At 29.8% G+C, this 22,176-nt stretch carries 18 protein-coding genes and 1 riboswitch; of the genes, 6 read left to right on the top strand and 12 right to left on the bottom strand.

The window, feature by feature from the left end:
* Positions 1-7 precede the first annotated feature (7 nt).
* Entirely contained in the window at positions 8-1,162 is a 1,155-nt protein-coding gene (locus ACJDT4_RS17860) for an iron-containing alcohol dehydrogenase (RefSeq protein ID WP_406788950.1), read from the bottom strand.
* A gap of 404 nt (positions 1,163-1,566) precedes the next feature.
* Between ACJDT4_RS17860 and ACJDT4_RS17855 the strand changes: the two genes are divergently transcribed.
* Positions 1,567-2,322: a DeoR/GlpR family DNA-binding transcription regulator gene (locus ACJDT4_RS17855; protein WP_406788949.1), complete on the top strand. Its 756-nt coding sequence runs from the start codon at positions 1,567-1,569 to the stop codon at positions 2,320-2,322.
* A gap of 166 nt (positions 2,323-2,488) precedes the next feature.
* On the opposite strand, the gene ACJDT4_RS17850 is transcribed toward ACJDT4_RS17855, so the two are convergent.
* The gene (locus ACJDT4_RS17850; protein ID WP_406788948.1) at positions 2,489-4,489 is read right to left on the bottom strand and encodes an ATP-dependent helicase; all 2,001 of its coding nucleotides are present in this window, start codon (positions 4,487-4,489) and stop codon (positions 2,489-2,491) included.
* Between the two features lie 341 nt (positions 4,490-4,830).
* Between ACJDT4_RS17850 and ACJDT4_RS17845 the strand changes: the two genes are divergently transcribed.
* Both ACJDT4_RS17845 and ACJDT4_RS17840 read left to right on the top strand, forming a co-directional pair.
* A complete protein-coding gene (locus ACJDT4_RS17845) occupies positions 4,831-6,123 on the top strand; it encodes a lactate racemase domain-containing protein (protein WP_406788947.1) in 1,293 nt (430 codons plus the stop codon).
* A gap of 572 nt (positions 6,124-6,695) precedes the next feature.
* Positions 6,696-8,174, top strand: coding sequence for a nicotinate phosphoribosyltransferase (locus ACJDT4_RS17840; protein ID WP_406788946.1), 1,479 nt, complete (start codon positions 6,696-6,698; stop codon positions 8,172-8,174).
* A gap of 418 nt (positions 8,175-8,592) precedes the next feature.
* Here ACJDT4_RS17840 and thrC read toward each other — a convergent pair whose 3' ends face one another.
* The 10 genes from thrC to ACJDT4_RS17790 form a co-directional block, all read right to left on the bottom strand.
* Entirely contained in the window at positions 8,593-10,083 is a 1,491-nt protein-coding gene (thrC, locus tag ACJDT4_RS17835) for a threonine synthase (RefSeq protein WP_406788945.1), read from the bottom strand.
* Positions 10,084-10,100: 17 nt separating this feature from the next.
* Entirely contained in the window at positions 10,101-11,390 is a 1,290-nt protein-coding gene (locus ACJDT4_RS17830) for a homoserine dehydrogenase (RefSeq protein WP_406788944.1), read from the bottom strand.
* A 74-nt stretch (positions 11,391-11,464) separates the two neighbouring features.
* Positions 11,465-12,286, bottom strand: coding sequence for an MBL fold metallo-hydrolase (locus ACJDT4_RS17825; protein WP_406788943.1), 822 nt, complete (start codon positions 12,284-12,286; stop codon positions 11,465-11,467).
* Between the two features lie 148 nt (positions 12,287-12,434).
* Entirely contained in the window at positions 12,435-12,884 is a 450-nt protein-coding gene (gene ndk, locus ACJDT4_RS17820; RefSeq protein ID WP_406788942.1) for a nucleoside-diphosphate kinase, read from the bottom strand.
* Between the two features lie 119 nt (positions 12,885-13,003).
* Positions 13,004-13,222 carry a hypothetical protein gene (locus ACJDT4_RS17815; RefSeq protein WP_406788941.1) on the bottom strand — a complete coding sequence of 73 codons (219 nt, stop codon included), beginning with the start codon at positions 13,220-13,222 and terminating at the stop codon, positions 13,004-13,006.
* Between the two features lie 166 nt (positions 13,223-13,388).
* Positions 13,389-14,072, bottom strand: a complete 684-nt coding sequence (locus tag ACJDT4_RS17810; RefSeq protein ID WP_406788940.1) for a DUF4430 domain-containing protein — start codon at positions 14,070-14,072, stop codon at positions 13,389-13,391.
* A gap of 5 nt (positions 14,073-14,077) precedes the next feature.
* Positions 14,078-16,042, bottom strand: coding sequence for a DUF4430 domain-containing protein (locus ACJDT4_RS17805; protein ID WP_406788939.1), 1,965 nt, complete (start codon positions 16,040-16,042; stop codon positions 14,078-14,080).
* Complete coding sequence (locus ACJDT4_RS17800; RefSeq protein WP_406788938.1) at positions 16,039-16,740, bottom strand: ECF transporter S component; 702 nt, start codon at positions 16,738-16,740, stop codon at positions 16,039-16,041. Before ACJDT4_RS17800 ends, ACJDT4_RS17805 begins: the two co-directional genes overlap by 4 nt.
* On the bottom strand, positions 16,737-18,362 hold the full coding sequence (locus tag ACJDT4_RS17795) for an ABC transporter ATP-binding protein (protein WP_406788937.1): 1,626 nt from the start codon (positions 18,360-18,362) through the stop codon (positions 16,737-16,739). The genes ACJDT4_RS17800 and ACJDT4_RS17795 overlap by 4 nt, the downstream gene beginning before the upstream one ends.
* A gap of 8 nt (positions 18,363-18,370) precedes the next feature.
* A complete protein-coding gene (locus tag ACJDT4_RS17790) occupies positions 18,371-19,225 on the bottom strand; it encodes an energy-coupling factor transporter transmembrane component T (RefSeq protein ID WP_406788936.1) in 855 nt (284 codons plus the stop codon).
* 171 nt (positions 19,226-19,396) lie between these two features.
* Positions 19,397-19,614, bottom strand: a riboswitch (cobalamin riboswitch).
* A 140-nt stretch (positions 19,615-19,754) separates the two neighbouring features.
* Here ACJDT4_RS17790 and ACJDT4_RS17785 point away from each other — a divergent pair.
* From ACJDT4_RS17785 to ACJDT4_RS17775, 3 genes are all read left to right on the top strand, one after another.
* On the top strand, positions 19,755-20,258 hold the full coding sequence (locus tag ACJDT4_RS17785; RefSeq protein ID WP_406788935.1) for a hypothetical protein: 504 nt from the start codon (positions 19,755-19,757) through the stop codon (positions 20,256-20,258).
* A 78-nt stretch (positions 20,259-20,336) separates the two neighbouring features.
* A complete protein-coding gene (locus ACJDT4_RS17780; protein WP_406788934.1) occupies positions 20,337-20,681 on the top strand; it encodes a hypothetical protein in 345 nt (114 codons plus the stop codon).
* A 125-nt stretch (positions 20,682-20,806) separates the two neighbouring features.
* A complete protein-coding gene (locus tag ACJDT4_RS17775; RefSeq protein WP_406788933.1) occupies positions 20,807-22,108 on the top strand; it encodes a D-alanyl-D-alanine carboxypeptidase family protein in 1,302 nt (433 codons plus the stop codon).
* Positions 22,109-22,176: the final 68 nt, after the last annotated feature.

Below are 22,176 nucleotides of genomic sequence, written 5' to 3'. Positions count from 1 at the left end.
CCTCGCCTCAATTCCACAATCCTTTATATATGCATATTATATCTTCTTTCTTTACTTCTCTTCTTGTATTTTGTGGGCTTCCACTAGCTAGTGCATCTTCTGCCATTTTGTCTAAGCTATTGAAAAATCTATTTTTATCTACTCCAAACTCTTCTAAACTTTGTACATGTAAATCACAGCACAGCTTTCCAACTTTATCTATAAATGCCTGACCAGCCTCTATATTGCTCATTCCGTCTTTATATATTTGAACGGCTTTTGCAAGATCATAAAACTTATCAGTAGCACCAGGTAACGCAAACTTTAAGCAGTCTGTAAGAAGCATTGCATTAGAAAGACCATGTGGCACATGAAAAAGAGCTCCTATTGGTCTACTCATGCCATGTACTATAGTAACTGAAGAGTTATTAAATGCTATTCCAGCCTGAAGTGCTGCTATGGACATTTCTGTTCTTGCTTTAACATTAGTTCCATTGTTATAAGCTTCAAGCAAATTATTAAATATCTTTTTTACGGCAGAAATTGAAAATATTTCAGACATAGGTTGTGCAAGTTTTGATGTATATGACTCAATTGCATGAGTTAATGCATCAAGTCCTGTTGCAGAAGTAACACTTTTGGGAGATGTCATTGTAAAAATAGGATCTATGACTGCAACAGTTGGAATCAAATAAGGTCCTTTCAAAAGCATTTTTATATTTCTACCAGTATCAGTTATTATAGTAAATTGAGTTGCCTCTGAGCCCGTTCCTGCTGTTGTTGGTATAGCAACTAGTGGAGGTGTTTCCTTTTGTATTACTTTTCCTAGATAATCATTTATATTGCCAGGATTAGTTATCATTGCTCCCACAGCTTTTGCTGTATCAATAGGACTTCCTCCACCTAATGCTATTAAGAAATCACAATCTTCCTCTTTATATTTCTTAACTCCATTGTTAACCATAATATCAGTAGGTTCACCATTTACTTCATGATAAATAAAAAACTCTACATTTTCTTTTTCCAATAAGCTTGTAACATTGTTCACACTTCCTAATTTCATCATAACATCATCTGTTATAATTAGAGCTTTACTACCAAGTGATTTTATTTTTTCACCTGCTGTATTTAAAGCTCCTTCTCCTGTGAAAGCATACCTTGGCATCAAAAATAAATTACTCATTTATTCACCCTCTCCTCATTATATTTATCACTGTATCGTTATATTATAATTATATTATGGTTATATTATAATTATGTATTGATTATTTTATAATTATATTTTGATTATATTGCAATTACGTTTGTTCATATATTACCACCAAGACATTTTATTGTCAATATTTTCCATAACCTTTTTAATATTTTTTTATTTGCCTTGTATTCTTAGCAACTTTATGAGCATATTTTGGCTATATTTTAACTAAATTTACCAATTAATTGTTTACTTTTATGAATTTAAATGTATAATATATAGTATAAACACTTGAATTTACTCAATAGTAATAAAATTTCAAATTACATCATAGAAACATTTATTCTACACAGTAAATATATTTATGAGACTTTGTCAAAAGGAGAAAGCCTATGAAATCAACGAGAATGAACCAAATAGAAGAGTATGTTTTAGAAAATAATACTGTGACCCTTGATAAACTAACTGATATTTTTAAAGTTTCTAAAAATACTATAAGAAGAGATATTCAAGAATTAATCAAAAGAGGAAATATAAAAAAGGTATATGGAGGAGTATCTGTTAACTTCAATTCGCTAGTACCTTTTAATGAAAGACAAATAAAGAATAGTTCTTGTAAAACCTTAATAGCTAAAGCAGCTTCAAATTTTGTTAATGATGGAGACATAATATTTATAGACTCTGGCACAACCACAGTAAATATGGTGGATTTTTTAAAGGATAAAAACAATCTAACTATAATAACTAACAATTTAATTTTCATCACAAACTCCACTAAATATGAAAATTTAAATATAATCTCTACTGGAGGTACCTTGGTTAGAGAAACCAATTCTTTTGCAGGAATAGATTCACTAAATTTGCTCAAAAATTATAATATAAATAAAGCATTTATGGCCACTACAGGTATATCAACAACTAATGGAATTACAAATTCTTCTCCTCTTGAGGGAGAGATAAAAAAAATGGCTGTAAAAAAAAGCAATAAGGTATTTGTACTAGCTGATTATTCAAAATTCGATGTTTGCTCTTTAATAACCTATTGTAATTTGAGCGATATAGACTATTTAATAACAGATAAAACTCCACCTAGTGAATATGTAGACTTTATTAAAAAAAATATGATAAACCTAATCATATCTGAATAAACTATTTTTATCAAATTAATTAAGTTAAATAAATAGCCATCAACTTATTGAAGTTGTCCCTCTTAGTTTAACAACCTCAACTAAGCCGATGACTTTCTTTTAGATAGAAAAAATTAAAAAAGCTCAATCTCCTACCTTAAAAAGGAATGTATTTATACACTGATGATTAGTATACTTTTTTAACCAAATCACAGTTAGCAAGTACCGTAGTATCAAATCTCCTAACTGCATTTTCAAATTGAATTTCCGTAACCTCTGCATCAAGTTTTATTATTTTTCCCTTGCCAAAGGCTGTATGCTCAACAACATCTCCTTCTTTAAAAGCAAGTTCTACTCCATTTTCTTGAAGCTTACATTCCTTTATGAATCTCGAGGGTTTTCTTACGCTGCCTTTTACTTCATTTGCTATGCAGAGCCACAAGTTATCTATTGCTCTTGTTATTCCAACATAAAAAAGTCTTCTTTCCTCTTCAATGTTATCTGGAAGGCTATTTTTATGTGGTATGTTGTCCTCCACACAATTTACTATGAATACATTTTTAAACTCCATTCCTTTTACGCCGTGAATGGTACTTAAAATCACTCTGTCCTCATCCTTATGGAATCTACCCTTTTTCATGGTTTCCGCTACCTTATCAACATGAATCAAAAAATTAATTATTGTACTATAGCCTTCACACGAACTTTTAAATTCTTCTATTATATCATTGAGTTCATTTACATCAAGTCCATATTTTATAGAGTATTCTTTTATGTAATCAGCGTAGCCAAGGTCTGAAATAATATACTGTACTGCACTCAAAAGAGATACTTTATTTAACCAAATTATATCTTTCTCAAGTTTGTCTATAGAATTCAATTGGAATACAGGTATATCCTCTATTTTTCTTAACGTGTCAAAACAGTTTTCTTTATAATATTCTTTTCTAACCTTTTCAAGAGCAAGCTTACTTATATATCTAAAAGGCTTATTTATTATTCTAAGAAAACTTTCCTTATCACATTCATCTACACTAAGTTTTAAATATGCAATTAAATCCTTGCATATGAAATGCTGAAAAAAATTATATTCCCTATCTAAAAATGTAAAAGGAATATTTCTTCTTATAAAACTATCGATTAAACCTCTGCTTTCAACATTTGTTCTATATAATACAGCAATATCAGAATATTTACATTCCGAAGCCGCCTTTACTTTTTGTATCTCCAAAGTTATCTTTTCGGCTTCAATGTTTTCATTTTTACTATTAATAATAGCTATATTTCCTTGGAATTCTTTAAAAGAATTAATATCTTTGGAGTTTCTCATAACGTTATTTCCTATAAGTTCCTTTGATATTTCAACAATATTATTTACACTTCTATAGTTGGTATTTAAATATACCTTTTCCCCACCATTAAATATATTTTGAAATTCCACCATACACTCAGGCTTTGAACCTCTAAATGAATAAATACATTGATCCTCATCGCCAACTGCATATATACTGCTTGTATCATTAAACATCTTAAGCAGTTCTATTTGAAGTGAATCTACGTCTTGAAATTCATCCACTAGAATATGTTTGAAAAGTCTTCCATATCCTTCAAGAAGCCTTTTATTCTCTTTAAACAATTTTATACATTCTATCTGTAAATCATCAAAATCCATAAGTCCATTTTCGGATTTATACCTATTATATCCCTCAAAACATTCTTTAAAAACTTCTAAATCAACGTGAGACTTAAACGTATTTATGTTTTCTTCCCTGCTTCTCATTAAAGATATATCATTTATAACTTCCTTTATTTTATCATCACTTATTTCATCCATATACTTCAATAAAATACCACGAATAAGCCTGTATTTCTCATATTCCTCAATTATCTTTATGCTTCCTTTATACCTTTTTAGTATCTTATAAAACAGTCCATGAAAGGTTCCAAAAAATGGTGTATTGTTTTCTCCGTAAATTTTAATATACCTTTCTTTCATATTCTTAGCTGCTGCTTTTGTAAAAGTTATGACAATGATGTTTTTGGGCTCTATTCCTTTATTTTTTATTAGATATGCAGTTCTATTTATTATAACAAGTGTTTTTCCAGAGCCTGGTGCCGCAACAACAAGTACATTTTTTTCATTTAAAGTAACTGCCTTCTTTTGTGAATCATCTAGTTTATACTTCATAATATCTCCTTAATAATATTTAACTAATATAGCTAAATTTATATTTATATCACAAATGCTAAAAAATTGCAATAATCAAATATAAGCATATTAAATTGTCAGGCATCTTAGTTTTACATATTCTATAATTAATTATGTACATTTTTTCACTTATAATAACACATGCACACTTTTTTTTAAAATTTATATAATTTACTATTTTGTATTGACATAATAGCTACCCGTAGTAAAATCTAAGTAATTATTTCATATTTATGAATATTAATCAAACTACAGTTAAAATACATGGATTTAAAAATGAAAACTTTACTACATATAATTATGAAAAGAGGGCTATTAAAATGTATAAAAAAATGAAATATGGGAATTTAGAAATAGATATTCCAGTAGATGAAAAAAATATAATCCAAGTAATCAAAAGTAACGAAGTTAAAGTTACAAAATCAGAGGAGCAAATTATACAAGATGCAATAGAACATCCTACGGATAGTGCTAGATTAAAAGAATTAGTACATCCTGGTGAAACTGTTTGTATAGTAATACCAGATGTAACAAGAGCATGGCAAAGAACAGACAAATATCTTTCTAAACTTGTTGATGAAATAAATGCTGGCGGAGTACAAGACAAGGATATAACTTTTCTATCTGCTACAGGAACCCATAGAAGCCAAACTAAAGAGGAACATGAAGAGCTTTTAGGGAAAGAACTTTCTAAAAGATTTAAGATAATCGATCATGACTGCCTTGACAAAGATAATTTAGTTTATTTAGGAAAAACAAATTATGACACACCAGTTTCAATAAACAAAATAGCATTAAATTGTGATCATATTGTTATAACTGGGGGAATAATATATCACTTTTTAGTTGGTTTTAGTGGAGGTAAAAAAACCATACTTCCAGGAATAGCTTCTTATGAAACAATAATGGCAAATCACGCTTTATCCTTAAGCAAGGATTTTGGAGGTGGAACATATCCAACTGTTCACTCTGGAAACATCGAAAATAATCCTGTACACATAGACATGCTTGAAGCTGCAAGTTTTGTAAAGCCAGATTTCATGTTTAACGTAGTAGTTGATAAGAATGGAACTATTGTTGGTGCAGTAGCTGGCAATTATATATCTGCTCATGCAAAAGGTCGAAAAATGGTAGACGATCAGGACGGCGTTAATATATCCGAAAAAGCCGATATTACCATTGCAACAGCTGGAGGATATCCAAAAGACATTAATTTATATCAATCTATAAAAACCATGATAAATGCTAGAACAGCAACTAAAGATAACGGTACAGTTATAATTTTATCTGAATGCAGAGAAGGGCTTGGCGGAGATGAAGAAATGCAGTCCATGCTTTTGAACTTTGATACTTCAGAGGAAAGAGAAAAAGATCTTAGAAATAAATACAGCATTTCAAAATACGTTGGTTATTATTTCTGTGAGAGCGGAGATAAATTTAACGTTATTTTAGTATCCTCTTTAAATCCAGACTTACTCAAAAGGACAAATATAACTGTTGTTAAAACCATAGAGGAAGCTTTAGAACTAGCTTATAAAACAAACAGCAAGGATGCAACAATAACCCTTATGCCTCAAGCTGCTAATACTCTTCCTAAACTAAAACAATGCTAAGTAACAATGCTTCGTCGCGTTAAAAATAATCCATAAATCTAAGATAGAAAAATCACAAAATTCTAAGATATTTCAATAACTCGCATATGCTCAAACAGATTGAAATATCTAAGCATTTTGTGATTTTTCTATCAAGATTTATTGGATTATTTTTAAATTGTTCCTTCAGCATTGTTACTTAGCTCACACGGTAGTGCAATGTTGATTTACCTTTCGTTTCTCTCAGGTAAATCTTAAAGCTCATTAATATCAGCTGCGCTGAATATTATATTTCAAGCCATGCGAGAAGCTTAAGTTTAAGATTTTTCAAAGTGATAGTGGAAAAAAATCATCCTTCACTGTACTCTAAGTATAATCCTAGTTTTCTAGGACAAATTTGTGTTAATCATTTCAAACTTTCAAGTTGTCTATCTATAGTTACTTCCACTATTCTTTGTATATACAAAAGTATTGTAATAATAGCAATATGGTATTACAATATAATATAAACATGCTTCCATGTGATGGTAAGTGTGTATGTTTAAAAATAATAATCTAATTTAGGTTATTTAATTTATGATGGGAGAATTTTTATGGAGTACAGAAAAAATTTTGATTTAAGAAATGAACGTAACCTAACTATGCTTGTTGATTTTTATGAACTAACTATGGGAAATGGGTACCTAAACAAAAATTTAGGAAACAAAATAACTTATTTTGATATGTTTTTTAGACAAATCCCAGATAACGGCGGATATTGTATAATGGCTGGTGTTCAACAGCTAGTAGAATATCTTTCAGCTTTAAAATTTACTGATGATGATATAGAATATTTGAGAAGCAAAGGTGAATTCTCAGAAGAATTTTTAAATTATCTAAAAGATTTTAAATTTTCTTGTGATGTTTGGGCTGTTCCAGAAGGCCATCCTGTTTTTCCAGGTGAACCTATTGTAACCGTAAAAGGCCCTGCAATTCAAGCGCAACTTGTTGAGACCATGGTGCTATTAACTATCAACCATCAAACTTTAATTGCAACAAAAGCAAACAGAATATGCCGTGCTGCTAAGGGAAGACCTGTTATGGAGTTTGGTTCTAGAAGAGCTCAAGGTTATGATGCTGCAATATACGGTGCAAGATCTGCTGTAATAGGCGGTTGTAGCTCAACTGCATGCACAATTTCCGAGCAAATGTTTGGCATAAATGCTGTAGGTACAATGGCTCACAGCTGGATACAGTTATTTGATACTGAATACGAAGCCTTTAAAGCTTGGGCTGAGGTTTACCCAAATAATTGTCTTCTTTTAATTGATACTTATAACGTACTTAAATCTGGACTTCCAAATGCTATAAAGGTTTTTGATGAAATATTAAAACCACAAGGAATAAAACCTGCTGGAATAAGAATAGATAGTGGAGACATAACTTATTTAACAAAGTTATGTAGAAAAGCGCTTGATGATGCTGGCTATCCTGATGCTAAAATCGTAATTTCAAATTCTCTTGATGAGCACATAATTGAAGATGTTCTTACACAAGGTGCATGTATTGACAGCTTCGGTGTTGGTGAAAGACTTATAACAGCAAAATCAGAACCTGTTTTTGGCGGTGTATACAAGCTTGTTGCTGTTGAAAATAATGGTGAAATAATTCCAAAAATAAAGATAAGTGAAAATGAAGCTAAAATAACAACTCCTGGTTTTAAAAAGATATATAGAATTTTTGACAAGAAAACAGATAAAGCTGTAGGTGATTTAATAGCCTTGGATGATGAAATAATAGATGAAAGTAAGCCTCTTGTAATATTTGATCCAGTTTATACCTGGAAAAAGAAGAAACTTACAAACTATTATGTAAAAGATTTAAGAGTTCAATTATTTAAGGACGGAATTAAAAAATATGAAAGTCCAGATGTTCTTGAGATAAGAGATATAGCAGAGAAAGAAACTGAAAAGCTTTGGCCTGAAGTTTTGCGTCTTGAAAATCCTCATACTTATTATGTTGATTTATCTTCAAAACTTTGGAACTTAAAGCACAACTTACTTCAAAGTTATTCAGATACTTTTAATGAATAAAAGGTTAAGAAATAATGCGAAGTAACAATGCTTCGTCGCATAAAAAAGATCCTATAAATCTAAGGTGAAAAAATCACAAGATCCTAAGATATTTCAATAACTCGCTGAAAAGATGCTCAGACAATTGAAATATCTAAGTATTTTGTGATTTTTTCGCCAAGATTTATTAGGATTTTTTTTAACTGTTCCTTCAGCATTGTTACTTCGCTCCCACGATAGTGCAAGGAAAAAATTCCTCCGTACCTACGGAATTTTAGGCATAAATTTTTGTACTGTTATGATATAATTATTAAATTCTATTGTCTAACCATGTTTACAATGCATTTTTCGTAGAGAACTGGAGAAAAATATTCCTTGTATTTCTGGCTTAGCGAAGTAACAGTATTGAAGAGATGATTTAAATGAAAGCTAATAAATCTTATAAATTCAAAAACTTTTCAACTGTGTTTTTCATTTCATCCTTCTTACAAGTATTGTTATGAAGAATTTCTCTTTCATTTATATCACGTATTCCTGCTGGTATTTCTGATTTCATTAAGCTGCTCATTTTTTTCATAAGTTCAAAACTGTCACAGTTAGTATACTTATCATCTACAGCTTCCATTACTGCATTTGTAAATTTATATGGACTTGCTGTTGAAGCTATAATAGTCTTTGTATTATCATTTTTTTCATATTTATATCTTGCATAAACACTATATGCTACTGCTGTATGAGTATCTATTAAATAGTCATTTTCACTATACATCTTTGATATTGCCTTTTTAGTTTCTTCTTCTGTAGCAAAGCCTCCACAGAAATCTAAAAGTTTATCCTTCATCTCATTTGTTATTTCATACCTTCCATTAGATGAAAGCTTGTTCATAAGCTCAGATACCTTCTTAGGATCCCTGCCGCATGCAAGATATATAAGTCTTTCAAGGTTACTTGATATCAAAATATCCATAGATGGAGATATTGTAGTTACAAATTCTCTATCCTTATCATAAGTTCCTGTTTTAAAGAAATCGAAAAGAACTTTATTGTCATTTGAAGCACATATTAATTTATTTACAGGAAGTCCCATACTCTTTGCAAAATATGCAGCAAGTATATTTCCAAAGTTTCCTGTTGGGACAACGAAGTTTACTTTTTCACCACAATCTATTTCCTTATTTTTGCACAAGGTACCATAAGCATAAAAATAGTAAACAATTTGCGGAACAAGTCTCCCTATATTTATTGAATTAGCCGATGAAAATCTATATCCCTTTTTCTTAAGCTTATCGCTAAACTCTTTATCGGTAAATATTTTCTTAACTCCGCTTTGAGCATCATCAAAATTCCCTTCAATACCAACAACATGTGTATTTGCTCCCTTTTGAGTTACCATTTGGAGCCTTTGAACCTGACTTACTCCATCTTCAGGAAAAAACACTATAATTTCCGTACCATCTACATCTGAAAAGCCTTCAAGCGCTGCTTTTCCAGTATCTCCAGAAGTTGCTGTCAAAATAACAATTTTATCTGTGATATTATGTTTTCTTGCTGAAGTTTTTAATAAATGTGGAAGTATTGAAAGTGCCATATCCTTAAACGCAAGTGTAGGACCGTGATACAACTCAAGAAAATAAGCATCTTTAGTCTTTTTCATAGGTGCTATTTCTTCTGTATCGAACTTAGCATCATATGCCTTTTCTATACAGGTTTTGAGTTCCTCTTCAGTAAAATCCGTTAGAAAACTACTCATAACAGTATATGCTGTTTCTTTATAATCGAATTTTGAAAGTTCTTTAATGCTGCATTTAAGCTTAGGAATTTCATTTGGAATAAAAAGCCCACCATCTTCTGAAATTCCCTTTAAAATTGCTTCCGAGGCACGAACTTTTATTTCGCTATTTCTTGTACTACTATAATAAATATCTTCCATTTTAAAGCTCCTCCAATTTACTGTATATTTTCTATTCTTATTATGTTATCTATGCATTTTACATGACCAGAGGCCTTTATTTTTTCTATAGCTTTATCTATATTTCCTTCAAGTGTAGTATGTGTAAAATATACTACAGATGCAAATTCCTCACGTTTACCCTTCTGCATTACTGAAAGTATACTTACTCCTTCCTCACCAAAAATCGTAGAAATTTCACCAAGCACTCCTGGCAAATCCATAACCGATATCCTTACATAATATTCACTTTCTGTATTTTCCATTGGACTAGGTTTTATATTCAAATAATTATTTCTAACTGCACTTATAGCCTCCACATCAGTACTTCCTCTCAGTATTGATATTATATCAGATACTACCGCACTTCCTGTTGGAAGGTCTCCTGCACCTCTTCCATAAAGCATCATATCTCCAACTGCATTTCCTCTTATAAATATAGCATTGAAAGAATCATTTACACTCGCAAGTGGATGTCTTTCTGGTATCATTGCTGGATGAACTCTCATTTCAAGCTTTCCTGAAACTTCTTTTACTATTGCTATAAGTTTAATAATATATCCAAAATCTTTTGCATATTTTATATCTATTGGCTTTATCTTTGTTATTCCTTCCCTATATATGTCTTCTATATTAATTCTTGTTCCAAAGGATAATGAAGATAATATTGCAAGTTTATACATTGCATCATAACCTTCAACGTCAGAAGTTGGATCAGCTTCAGCAAAGCCTTTTTCCTGAGCTTCTTTTAATGCAGCTTCAAAAGTCATATTGTCAAATGTCATTTTAGTAAGTATGTAATTTGTAGTACCATTTATTATGCCTATTATTTGCTCTATTTTATTTGCAGTTAAGCTCTCATTTATAGCATGTATTATTGGTATACCACCTGCAACACTAGCTTCATAATAAAATGCTACTCCCTCATTTTCAGCAGCGGTAAATAGCTCATCACCTTCTGTTGCAAGAAGCATTTTATTCGCAGTAACTACGTGTTTTTTATTTCTGATTGCTTCCAATATATAATCCTTAGCCGGATCAACTCCACCCATAATCTCTACTACTATTTTAATTGAATCATCTTTTAATACATCCTCTGGATTTTCTGTAAGAAGTTCCTTTGGTACATCAATGCCTCTATCTTTGTTAACATCTCTAACCAAAATTTTTCCGACTTCAATGTCATATCCAGATCTCTTTCGTATCTCTTCTTTATTTGTATTTAATATCTTCCATACACCTGTTCCTACATTTCCTAAACCTAAAATACCTATTTTAACCTTATTCATATGCCCCAAACCTCCTATATATAGATGTTAATAAATCCTTTTTTATAACTTCTTATATCTTAACATGTTTAGTGTCAAAATACAATTGTTTGCCCAACATCTACAATTTTTATTGAACCATCATTTATAGTATTAAGCCTTTTTAAGGTTTCATTGTCATCATCCTGAGCCAAAATATATGTTTTATAGTGTATTGGTATCATTTGTTTTGCCTTCATCATCTTAAACATTTTAAAAGCCTGCTCTGGTGAACAGTGCATTTTTAGAAATTCATCAGGTTTATAACATCCTACAGGCATAATTGCAGCATCAGCCTTTATATTCTTATATACTGTTGTGTAAGCAGTATCTCCTGCAAATAATACACTTTTTTTACTTCCTTTTATAAGATATGAATTGCTGTCCTTATAACCAAAGAAATAATATCTTTTTCCATTATGATTAGCTCTTATTGCATCTATTTCTATATTTTCATCCTTATAAGCTTCATTTTCGCTAAGTATATTAATTTTCTTAAATCCTATAATTTTAAGAGTTTTTTTAACTCCTTTTGAACTTATAACAGTAGCGTCTTTATCAAGTCCTGCAAGAACACTATAATCGAGATGATCCATATGTCCATGAGTAATTAATATATAATCTATCTTTAAATTTTTTAAGTTTACGGATGGCTTTACAAGTCTTTTCATGTATCCTAAGTGTTTCGTAACAGGATCGGTTAGTATAATCTTTCCTTCCATATTTATTATGGTAGTAGCATGCCCAACCCATTGGATTGAATTTGTAACTATTTTTTCAGACTTTGGCCTTAATGGCTTTCTTAAATAAGCTTTAAAATTTCTTTTATTAAGCTCAAATATATCTTTAGTTTTCATAATAACCTTAGATTTACCCATATAACCACTTTCCCTTGATTTTTAATATATTTATCTATATTTTATCACATAAACCAAATTGCATTAAAATAAAACTGCTTAAAAATTTATCTTCAATAATAAATTTTCAAGCAGTTTATTTTTAAAATATAATCATAGAATACCAATTTTATATATTAATAGACTTTTTTTCATCAAAAGCAACTTTGCTTACTGTGTCTGGAAACCATATTGCTATTTCTCTTTCTGCATTTTTAAAATTATCGGAAGCATGTACTAAATTCCTTGTTTTATCATCGGCATATTTTCCTCGTATACTTCCCAATTCGGCTAAGTTTGGATCCTTATTTCCATTAATTTTTCTAACTATATTTATAGCATCTTCTCCTTCTATAATCATAGCACATACTTTTCCGTCAATAATATAGTTTATTAATTCTTCAAAATAAGGTTTTCCTTTATGCTCTTCATAATGTCTTTCTGCTGTTTTTCTACTACATTGAACAAGTTTTAACTCAACTATATTGAGATCCTTTTGTTCGTAAAAACTTATTATTTCTCCCATTATTTTTCTTTTTATACCATCTGGTTTTATTAAAACTAATGTTCTCTCAGTCATAAAAAACACCCTTTCAAATATTTTTCCAGGTATACAATTATAAAGACCTAAAATATGAACGAAATCTTGCACCACTTTTTAGTTATTATATCCATACATTCAATATATATTCACAAACATTATAAACTGGAACCAACATACTTTTTATAATGTTCAATTATATCATTTTCATCATCTTTCATGGTAACATATTCATACAATGCTGTAGCATTACTTTTGTTTGCTTCAGCTCTTTTAAAAGGACACAAATTATGATTATTTTTTTCTTTAAAAAAGACACACTCCTTAAAGCATTCCACTCTTTCATCACTTGTGGTTAAAAATGGACAATCATCCATAATACATACCCCCTATTGATAATCCAAAAACTAGAAATTGATTTTGTTTATTACATTATACAGCCTCGTAGACTAAATTTAAAGCATTTTCTTAATTTTTAGAAAATTTTTTTTGTGATTAAAATAGTGCAGGTAAAAATTAAAGAGGGCATTGCAATTGCCCTCTTTAATTAGATGAATATTTCCAAGTGACTTTATCACCTTGCTTAAGCTTATAAGAACCACAACCAATCTGAGGTGAACTTCCATTTACAAAATATATCCATCCGCTATTCTTACCATGTTCCTTTTCCCTAACTCCTGCTATAGCTGAAATATACAAACTATATCCAGATCCTGTAGTCTCAACTGATATTCCCTTTGAACTTAATGCATTTAGTGTAACCTCTCCAACAGTTTTTCCACTTACATCAATATAAGTGGAAAGTATTGTTCTGTTACTTACGGTGTCTAATACAGTAAGATTAGGTTCTTCACTTGGCTTTGGACTTGGTGCTGGAGTAACAATTCTATTACTACTTGCGCTTTTATTAGAAGGGGCACTACTACTTCCACTATTTGGGTTTGAGCTGCTTTCCTTATTGCTTACAGAATTTTCCTTGCTTTTATCAGTAGCTTGTTTATTGTTTGCAGCTTTTCCAGCATCTGAATCTTTTGTTTGGGCTTTTGAAGTATCCTTAACTGAAGTATCTTTTACCTGCTTTTTCTTAACCTGATTTACAGCTGTAATCTTTTTAGAAACATTATTACTATTATTATCTGTTAGCTTGCTTCTTAAAGCATTACCACCTAGAATTAAAATTAAAGATAAAATTATTATTGAAACACTTAAAATTACTTTTTTCTTCAATATAATCAATTTCTCCTTTTAGATATATATCCTTTAATATTTTTTATTTTAAACAATATATACGCTTTTTTCTCAGATACACATATTATGCAAAAACCCACTCCAACAAGAACTATTCCAAACATAAATAACAATTTAAAATCAAAGAAATATCCTGTTTGAGGAAGTACTTTATAAGCAGCCGCATTAATTTTTGTAGTTGAAGCTGCTGCTGAGTTTTTAGAATTATTTGCCTTAGATTCGCTATTTGATGGAACATTGTATACTGGCAGATTAGCTGCATTTATATTGCTTGCATAATAATTATATGCAGCTTTATTTTTAATAAACTCATTAATTGAAAATAAAGCTCTAAAGGCCTCTTCAGTAGAAAAATCATTTGCTTCTTCATCTGATAAATTATGTTTATATTGTCCATTTGAAGTTTTATATGATAGAAAAGCATCTACTAAATTTCCTTTTGACTTTGCAAAATTAACTTCTCCATTTGATAGCTTTGTATCTCCATATGGAGTAACATTTACAGATAAAAGTCCCATAATAACAAAAGCATTTGTTTCACTGGATGGTCCATAAGTTCCAGGCACATAACCATTATCATCTTCAATATCATTTAAATGTTTAATAGCTGAATCTACAGAAGAAACAACTTCTTTATCTCCAGAATTGTAGTAAGAGGATAAAGCTGAAATAGCTGCTCCTGTCATATCAGCATCTGCTGCTTTAGTTGAAGGATCATATGACCAACCTATAGCATTACCTTTATCATCTTTTATAACATTTTTAAGTATATAATTTTTAAGAGTATCCTTCTTTATTTTATAATTTGCATCATCTATATTGGCAAATTTATAAGATAAAAGTCCATAAATAGCATCATTTATAAGAAAATCATCTATATTTCTATTGTAAAGTTCAGATACCAAATTTACTCCTGCAAAGTTGTAAGGTGTGTATCCTGCTGCTGTTAATCCAATTATTAACTTTTCAATTTGAGTATTATAGTATTTTGATACTCCCTTTTTATTTATATTATTTAAAGCATCACTTATAAATTGTTTATTTATACCTCCCTGCATTCCTAATTTATTAAGATCTAATGCTGCCCATTCATCAGTATAATTTTTAACTGCATTTTCTGTTAACTTCATTTCATTTTCAATATTAGCATTGCTATTAGTATTACTGCTGCTTCCACCCTGTGCACTTCCCGGATCATTTCCAGGATTACTAGCAGCAGAACCATCCTTAGTTATAGTAAACTTAAATCTATCTGCTGCCACCTTAGGAATTGAAGTTTTGCTATAATCACTTAAATCTAAATAATAATCCCCTGCTTCAAGTCCATTATTTATGTTTATTGTATTCTTGCTTAAAGAAACTGGTACATCATCACCATTTTCATTCGTGAGCTTTACTGTTATATTCTCAATTGGTGTTACGACAGTTTTATTTGTATTCCAATCAAGATCTTTATTGTTAATTGAAATATTAATAGGCTTACCTGCTTCTTTTGTTGAGAACTCTATGTCATTGGCAAGATAAGTAGTTCCCCAAAGAGAGAAATACACTATAAGTTCATCCATACTATCAAGCTTTGTCTTATCAATAGAAGTATCTGGAGTTACATATGTTCCATCTGATTTTTTTACTGCATACATCCATCCAGAACCTTTTTGAACATCATTAGTTTTTAAATCATTTATACTATCTATGAATTTTCCATACTCACCATCAGGCACGCTGTATTTTATTCCCTTGCCGTCTAGAACTTCTTTCATAGCATCTAATGCATTGTAATTTTCAGTATCGCCTCTTGCAATTTCACCTTGAGTACCATCAATAACAACCTTTATTGTTTTTACATCTGCCTTTACATTTAACCTTTGGAAATTTAAAGAATATGCAAAAATAATAATAAAACTAAGCATAAAACAAATAAATTTCCATGTTAATTTTTTTAATTTCATGTCTTTTCCCCCTCTTTTAAATATGTTACTTTCATTCTCTTCTTAAATCTAAGAAGTATTTTATAAAATTTTTCATAAAATACAATACAAAATATAAAATTACCAACTGCATGCATTACATCAAAAGTAATTCCTGACAAGTATGCTAAGAATACAGTTTTTATATTTATAGGCCTTATAAAGCCTAGAACATGCCACAAATCCATTATCCAGTCAAACATAAAGCCATATAAAAAACATATCACAGCAAACACCTCAACGGATAATTTTTTATCTTTTCTACCAATAATACCTGATATATACCCTACAAGCCCCCATGAAAACATCTGCCAAGGTGTCCATGGTCCTTGACCAAAAAATATGTTTGATATAAAAGCTGTAGTGCTTCCAACGAGAAAACCCTCAAAGGAACCAAAAACAAGTCCAGAAAGTGCTACAATAAATGTGACTGGCTTAACATTCGGTATAGCTACAAATACAATCCTAGATGCAGCTGCAAAAGCAGAAATCCCTCCAATAAGTACTATTTCCTTCGTGCCCATATAACTTTTTTCAAAGTAAACATATGAGATAATAACAATTCCAAAAACAGCTAAAGTAATTATTATAGGAAAATAATTTTCTCCTCCATATTTAAATGCTATAATCATAAGAAATAGTACAAATACTAATATTAAAAAAGAAAGCAATCTTCTCACCTTGCTGCATCCCCTTTTATGTCTTCAATTACAAATACGTTTGAATTTATATCCCTAAATAATTTATTAATATTTGTTGTGTAATATATCCCTTGCTTAAGTACTTCATATTTACTTCCACTTGTAATTTTTTTACCATCAAACATTAAAATAAAATTACTGCAAAATCTAGCGGCAAAATCCAAATCATGTGTGATCATTATTATAGTAGAGCCATTGTTATTTAAATTTTTAAGTATATCTCCAAGCTTATACTTCACATCTTCATCAAGTCCCCTTGTAGGTTCATCCAATATTAAGATTTCTGGTTTAAGTACAAGTACAGAAGCAATAGCAACCCTTTGTTTTTCTCCCCCACTTAAATCCCTAGGATTTTTCAATTTAAATTTATAAATATCAAGCTCTTTTAAAGTGTAATCTATAATCCCATCATCATCTAAACCATAATTGTCCAGTGTAAATTTTAATTCATCATAAACTGTATCTTTTGACAAATAATCATTTGGATTCTGAGATACATAGCCAATCTTTACTCCTATATCTTTAAATTTTAATTTTTTCACCTCATGTCCCATTAATTTTATACTTCCGCTATACTTTACAAATCCCATAACAGCCTTAACTAAAGTACTTTTTCCTGCACCATTAGAACCTATAATTGCATTAAAGCTTCCCCTTTTTATATTTAAATCAATATTGCTATTTGCTATAGTATCTCCGTACTTACAGGTTACTTTTTTTATTTCAATAACATCTTCCTCTGGCAAAGCTATTTCACCTGTTTTTTTAGGCTCTATTAAATTTGAAGAAGTATTTAAAACTTTTCGAAGCTCCCTAAAGCTACCAGGCATTTTTTCTATACCTAATATCTTGGAAACCTTCAGATATGATGGAAAAAAACTTTTCACTTCATCTAAGCTACTGCTGTACATTTCCACCTTGTCTCCATAAAAAACTATTTTTCCATCCTTCATTACGGCTACTCTATCTGCTATATCAAAACATCTATCTATTCTTTGTTCTATTAAAACAACTGTAATTCCAAGCTCGTTGTTAATCTTTTTTATGAGATTTATAATTTCGTCTGAGGCCTCTGGAGCAAGCTGAGAGGTTGGTTCATCAAACACAATAAATTTAGGCATATATGCAAGAGCTGAAGCCACTGCTACTTTTTGTTTTTCTCCACCAGAAAGCGTATTTATAAACCTATCTTTTAAATGCAATATATTGCAAAATTGCATGGTTTCAATTACCCTTCTCTTTATAACACTGCTCTCTATTCCTATGTTTTCAGGTCCAAAAGCTATTTCCCTAAACACCTTATCCATCAAAATTTGCTTTTCAGGATCCTGAAATACCATAGTCACCTCGGAAGCTCTTTCCCTATCTGAAAGTTCTTCCAGCTTCTTACCATTTAATATTATGTTTCCTCCAATGGTTCCACCATAAAAGTTAGGAACTGCTCCTGTAAAGCACCTTCCAAGTGTAGATTTTCCAGAACCTGATTTACCACAAAGAAGAAGTACATCTCCCTTATGTATTTCAAGATTTACATCACATATACTTGCACTTTTTTCATCAGGATAGAAATAACTTAAATTTTCTACTTTTACGTAACTCATGTAATTTCTCAACTCTCCACTCTGTTTGATTTTCTAAGCAATAAAATTAAACTAAGCAATGTTACAACTATAAATGTGTAGACAGATAGATTAAAAAACGATTTTTTATTTATACCCTGAGAATATATTTCAAACTTATCAAGGCCTAATAAATGAACTACAAGAAAGCATAATGAATAGCTTAAATATACAAGCATAAACATGTAATCTTTTTTATGAAATTTTTGTTTTTCATACATTGTTCTTTTTCCACTTAAAAAACCTCTTACATATGAGGTCTCAGCTATATTAAAAAAGGTTTCTAGAGAATCCTCTAAAAGAACAGATAGTATTTCCATGACACCTTTTACTTTACTTTTTAAATTTCCACTTTCAAACTCAACGCCACGAATTTTATATATCATCTTTATATTTTTCAATCTTTCCTGCATTGCTGGAAAAAACTTAAATCCAATCATCATTGCTAAAGTTGTTTTAGGAATTTTACTTAAAAAATATGAGACCGCTGCATCAGAATCTATAAGAATGCCCAGCAGTAGAAAAATGTATATAACTACTAAAAGCTTAAGAGTAAGTGTAAAAGCATAAATAACAGCCTCAAGTGTAAAATATCTTCCCCAAATATTTACAAGCACAAAACTTCCTTTGGATACAAATAGCATATTTATTATTATAGTTACAATAGCAATTGGTATAAAATATATAAATGCACTTTTTAGTTTCAAAAACTCATGGCTTTTAATAATATTGGTGACTACAAATGCAAATATACAAAATATTACAAGAGGGTTATCCTCTAAGAAAGTTATTATTAGCAAGGCCAAGCATAGATTAACAGGACTAATAACATGAAGCTTATTCAAATTTACCACCTTTAACCATCAAATTTATTTACAAAAAAACAAAAAGAACCCTAAGGTTCATAGTATGACAAAAAAGCTAAGCATAGCCTCTTTTTATAAAACCTTAACCTTCCCTCCGAAGGTGGAATTGCTATAGACAGGAGACCAATAAAAACGCTAAAGTTCAATATCGATTTCCACTTAATATAAGATATCCTGGCTTGCACCTCATCCTCATGATTTACCTTCCCCAAATGCTCATATTTCCATAAAAATAATCTTACAAATGAGTGGTGTTAAAGATATGCTCTACAAATCATTTGTCCATGCTTACAGTAGCGGGGGCTGCTGCGGCATATACCGCATTCCCTTATATTAAAGCCAATATTAAAATTGTTAAGCTTATATTATCATATATTCTTCATTTTTTCAAATATACATTAAAACTAGTTCAACTATACATGTTCTAATCATAATATTAAAATTTATACTTTAAAAATTTTATTTTTTATTTTATAATTTTACTAAAGGATTATACGGAGATGATATTATGAAAAATAAAATACTAAATACAATTTTAACTTTACTTATTTGCCTTATAATTGCACCAATTGTTCTTTATGGTGTTTTAGGCACATCATCTTTTGAACATATAGTATACTTAATTCCCAAAAAAAATATCGTTGCTATGTATATATTTGTAAGCATATTAGGAATAGTAATTTACACCATATTGAAATACGCAAAGAATCTAATACTGTACAAAATAAGTAAAAGCCCAATTATGCGTTCAGAAATTATTTCTATAGAAAAAGTTTCTGAAAAATCACTGGCGCTTGGCTTTATAGAAATAGGCTATGATTCTGAAGATGCTTATGTAGTTAAATTTAAGCATAAAAACAAACTAATAGATATTACAATTCCAAAAGATGATGTACAAAAGGACTTACCTACAAATGAAAATCCATATATAGAATATCAATATATAAAATTGATAAGTATTTTTAATAAATTCAAAAATATAAAGGTGCACACTAATAAAAGCAGAGTATAATTTTCTATTTTAAGGATAAACTTATAGTAAAGTAAACAAAATTATATTTTATTCACTTTACTATAAGGAGCGATTTTCATGAATGTTACAACTATATCTTTATCATACTGGTTTTTAGGCATAGCCTTAATTGGAATTGCATTTTCAATATACTTTAAATCATTAGTTGCTAAAACCTCTCCAGGAAGTAAATCTAGAGATAAGATTTTGGGCAATATGAAAGATCCTATGTCCTGGCGTCAAAAAAATAATATGCTATCATACATATCTATATTTTGGACTGTTATTTCATTGATACTATTTATATATTTAAAGTTTTTGTCTACCGCCGGCTTGCTGCCAGTTTATTATATGTTTGTCTATGTAGCTTTAATTGCTCTTTCACTACTTTTTGTAAATGTAAAAGGTAAAAGTGCTGAATAATTTTATTAAACATTGCTTCAAAAATTACAATTTTATTATATTTTTGAAGCAATGTTTTTTTACTATCCTTATTATGATATACTTTTTATGTAATTTTAAATACTTAAATAAATGGAGCGATGACATTGAAACACAAATTTTTATCTACATTAATAAGTTTTACGCTAATATTTTCTATATCCTCAACTACCTTTGCTGCAACTTCAAAGACTTCTTCAGAACCAAGTATAGTTGCAAAAACCGCTATATCTATCGATGCAGAAACTGGTGAAGTAATTTATTCTAAAAATCCAGATGACAAAATTTATCCAGCAAGTACGACTAAATTATTAACTGCTCTTTTACTTACTAAAAGTAAAAAACCTTCTGATATGCTAGCTTACTCAAATAGTGCTAAAGAGCAGCCGGAATTTTCTCTAAATAAAAACATTCATCCAATAAAAGTAGGAGAAAAAATGTCAGCTGACAGCGTTATGCAGGGGCTTTTAATTTATTCTGGAAATGATATGGCATATGTTATTGCATCAAATATACTAGGAAAGATTAATGATTCTACTAATGAAACCAAAAATAATTTTTCATCCATTATGAATAAAGAAGTACAAGCTCTTGGTTTAAAGAATACTCATTTTGTTACTCCAAATGGTCTTCATGACGATAATCATTACAGTACTGCTTATGATATGAGTAAGCTTGCCAAGGCAGCTTTTAAGAACAAATGGATATATGACACTATTTCTAAGCAAAAATCAACTATTTATACTGAAGATAAAGTAAAATTTCCAATAACAAACACAAATAAAATCATAGACCCTAAAGAATCAGTTTATGATAAAACTTGCATAGGTGGTAAAACAGGTTCTACATCAAATGCTGGCAAATGTCTCATAGCCTTATACAATAGAAATGGAAGAAAAATAATAGGTGTAGTAATGAAATCTGTATATGATAGCAAAGATCTTCAAGTATTTAAGGATATGCAGAGTTTAATAAATTATAGCTATGAATGCTCACCTACTACACTGCATAAAAAAAGCACTGCATACAGCACAATAAAAGTATCCTATAAGCCATTTAAATTTTTCGGACCAGAAAAAACGGCAAATATTAATTTAATTTTAGATAAAGATATAGTTTATTACAAAAACCAGTTAAATGATACTGAAAAATCCGTTACTCAAAACATTTCCAGTATAAATCCTTGGAAATTAAATTCAAATAATTCTGTTGGAACAGTAACTCTCAGTGAAAGAGGAATTACTAAAACCTATAAATTATATCCATCAATATCTACAAAAGATTTATTAGGTACTAATAAACTTTTATATGGATTAACTTTACTTGGAATAATTGCAATATTGGGAGTTTTAATTACCATAATTTTTAAAATAGCTAAAAGATCAAGAAGTAAAAAATCATATTTCTAAAATAATAGAAGCTGCTATCAATAAAATATTAATAGCAGCTTCTATTGTTTAGAAATTCTCATTTAATT

The organism is Clostridium neuense (genome assembly GCF_045310695.1).
In the GTDB taxonomy this organism is placed as follows: Bacteria; Bacillota; Clostridia; order Clostridiales; family Clostridiaceae; genus Clostridium_S; species Clostridium_S neuense.
This window is presented reverse-complemented; position numbering and strand designations above follow the sequence as displayed.